Below are 3,199 nucleotides of genomic sequence, written 5' to 3'. Positions count from 1 at the left end.
TGGCGGATCTGCTGATCGCTGGTTACGACGGTGGGAAGTTGGACGGGAAGGGCGGGATCGATTTCCTGTCGTGCCGGTTCGGTGGGGGTGATGCGGGTTCGGTGCGGTTCGCGTTGGAGGCGTTGTGGGTGCATCAGGCGGCTCATCCGCGTCCGTTGGTGCCGGTGGGTGTCGAGGGTCGGGCGCCGGTGGGTGATGTGTGGGTGGTGCCGACCGTGGGCGGTGGGCGTGAGGTGGTGGTTGCGGAGCAGGTGGGGCTGCGGGCCGATGGCAAGCCGGTGGTCGTGGTGGGTGGGGACTCGAAGTGGCGCAGGTTCACGGACAGTGGCGACTCGCGGCACACGGCGGTGCAGGAGGATGTCGCCGGCTACCGGTTGACGGCCGACGGGACCATCGAGGGTGATCTGCCGGAGGGCTTCGAGTCCGCCGACACCGCGGCCGGGTTGACCCCGTTGGAGGGGGCGGCGAAGTTCGGCGACCCGGTGCCGTTCAGTCCGGGGACGGGCCATCAGGGTCGCGACCAGTTCGCGGTGCCGGGGTCGGAGGTGCGGACCGTCGACGGCACCGAGGGTGCGATCGCGCACACCGGCTGGTCGGCGGCCGTGCCCGGTGACCGTTCCCTCCTGGGCGAGGAGCACCTTCCCACGGGGGAAGGCGCCGAAGCCTTCGTCTGGGTTCCGTACGGTGTCGGGGCGCAGGTGGACGAGGTCTTCTACAACGGTCTGACGCCGCAGCTGCGGCCGACCTACGCCGACCCCAAGCGCGGGTACGTCCCGCTCCACGAGGTGCTGTCCGCTCCGGGCGGAGTGGAGCGAGCCAAGTCGATGTGGGTGGTGGGGACGCTGGACGAGGACTACCGTCCGGCCGGCAAGGGAGGCTGGACGCGGTTCCGCGTGCTCGCCAAGGACGGGGTGACGATCGCCGCCGCTCAGCAGGACGGACTGGCCTACGGTGCGAACACGGTGGCGTTCTTCGGCGGCGTGCGGCCCGAGCTGGTGATCGGCGCAGAGGCCACCGCGCCCGGTCGGCCGGGCAAGCTGCAACGAGCGATAGACAACATGGACCACGACCCCGACGTCCGACCAGGTGGACCTGCCGAGGCGACCGGCGGGCCCGCGGACGGCGGTCCTCACGTCGGTCAACCGTCCGTCGGGCCACTGGAACTGCGGAGCCCCGAGGTCTACGAACAACTGACCGAGGAGATCTTCGAACGTGCCGAGGACCGGCACCCGCTGCCGTACGACTTCGTCCGTCCGCCCGGTGCGCCGCGCCTTCCCGCCCGGTTCGGGCTGGAGGTCGAGTTCAACCACCAGGGAACGGACGGAGAGATCGACCAGGTCCGGCAGGATCTGGCCGCCCGGCTGCACGCGCAGGGCCTGAGCGTGGCGGGCGTGCACGCGCCCCACACCGGCCGGACCGAGGGGTACGGCTCGGATCTGTCCAGCGGGCGGGTCGAGTTGGACGGGTCGGTGGCAGGGGAGTACGTGAGCGCCAAGCTGGATCCGGAGCGTCCGGAGACCTGGCAGGCGGTCGTTGACGTCATGCGGGCGATCCGGGAGGCGGGCGGGTACCCGGGTGACGCGGGCGCGCACATCCACTTCTCGCTGGACTACCACGACCGCCCGGAGTTGACGGTCCCTCGGCTGACGACCCTGGTGAACCTGGTCAAGTCCTTCGAGGACGTGCTGTACCAGCTCGGCCAGAACCCGCACAGCCCGCAGCACCGCGGAACCGAGTACGCCGCACCGCTCGACGTGGTGCCGAGTCTCGGCTACACCCGGCGCGCCCACGGCCTGCCGGAGAGCGGACCGTCCGGGCGCGAGCTGGGGCCCTTCCTCCGTGAGCTCAGCGAGAGCCGCGAAGTCGCGGTCAACTTCTCGCACGTGCACGGCGAGGACGACGACCACCTCGAGGTCCGGCTCGCCGACGGGAACCTCGACCCCGCGGTCACTCAGGCGCTGGTCGAACTGTGGGGTGCCATCATCGTGTACGCCAAGCACCACCCCGGCGAGCACTTCGGCGCCCACGTGGAACTCCCGCTCGGCACGGCGGCCGCTCAGCACCGGCCGGAGGCGGACGTTCGGGAGTTGCCCGAGGGCATGCGGCTGACCAGGCACCGCTTCGAGGACAGCGCCCACTTCGCCCGGTTGGTGGACCTGGTCTTCACCGACCCGGCGGCGAAGAAGCGAGCACTGACGCTGTGGCTCCTGACCCAGCCCCAACACAACGTCGCGGAGGCGGACGAGGAACCGCCGCCGGTCGACTGGGAGGAGGGCTGGCTGCCCGTCAACTCCACCCTCACCATGCCGCCGTCGGACTGGACCTCGCTCCTGGAAGATCATTGAGTCGTCGGGTGCCACTCCGACGACAGCGACACTGAAGACGACAAGCACGGCAACGACAGACGCCTAACCGCAGGGAGTGCACGATGACCGACAACGAGACCCGAGCGATCGTGGTACCGGTACCGCCGGGCGAGGACCCGAAGCCGCCGGTGCGCCCGGACGGCAGCGCCTACCGCTTCGAGCTCGCCGTCGAGGGCGGCACCCGGCGCGCCTACGCCGATGAACTGGGTCCGCTGGTCGAGGTGGTGATCCCGGGCTACCTCGACCAGGTGGGCGAGGACCAGCGGCTGGCTGCCCGCGAACGGGACGCCGGCCGGGTTCGGATGCTGCTCCAGGCGCAACTGCTCGCGCACTTCGGCCCGGCAGGCTGCACCCGCCACCAGCTCGCCGTGCTGAACGGCGCGGCGCAGCTCGCGCAGGACGAGCTGCGGGGCTGGCACGCGCCGGTGCCCCTGGTCCTGGTGACCAGCGGCTACGTCGAGGCCGGCGGGCAGCCGCCGCACGCCGAAGAAGGCGGCGTGATCCTCTGGATCGACCCCAGTAGCGAGGAGGCGTACCTGGACTCCCTCTCCGCGCTCCACGTGATCATGCTCGCCGAATTCACCGATTGACGATTCATCACCATCCGCGGTGAGCCGGGGGGGTGAGGACAGCCGTTCTCTGTTACGGGAGCGGTGGATGTCTACCGCGGATGGTGTTGAATTCGAATAGGTGGTTGTTGTCGTGTCGATCAATCCTTCGCCTGAGATCGCGGGCTTTTTCTCGTTCGTGACGGGGATGCCGTGGCCGGAGGCGGATGAGGATCTGATGCGGTCGGTGGCGGACGACTACTACGCGGTGGCGGACGACCTGAG

2 protein-coding genes are annotated in these 3,199 nt (G+C 70.0%); both read left to right on the top strand.

From position 1 onward, the window contains the following. Window positions 1-188: 188 nt before the first annotated feature. Window positions 189-2,345, top strand: coding sequence for a hypothetical protein (locus ACWD4U_RS34655; protein WP_363462276.1), 2,157 nt, complete (start codon window positions 189-191; stop codon window positions 2,343-2,345). Between the two features lie 83 nt (window positions 2,346-2,428). Continuing rightward, window positions 2,429-2,956 carry a hypothetical protein gene (locus ACWD4U_RS34650; protein WP_363462274.1) on the top strand — a complete coding sequence of 176 codons (528 nt, stop codon included), beginning with the start codon at window positions 2,429-2,431 and terminating at the stop codon, window positions 2,954-2,956. The last annotated feature ends 243 nt before the right edge of the window (window positions 2,957-3,199 follow it).

It is taken from the genome of Kitasatospora sp. NPDC002522 (assembly GCF_053595195.1).
The sequence above is the reverse complement of the archived record's forward strand: the minus strand, read 5'-3'. Positions and strand labels throughout refer to the sequence as shown.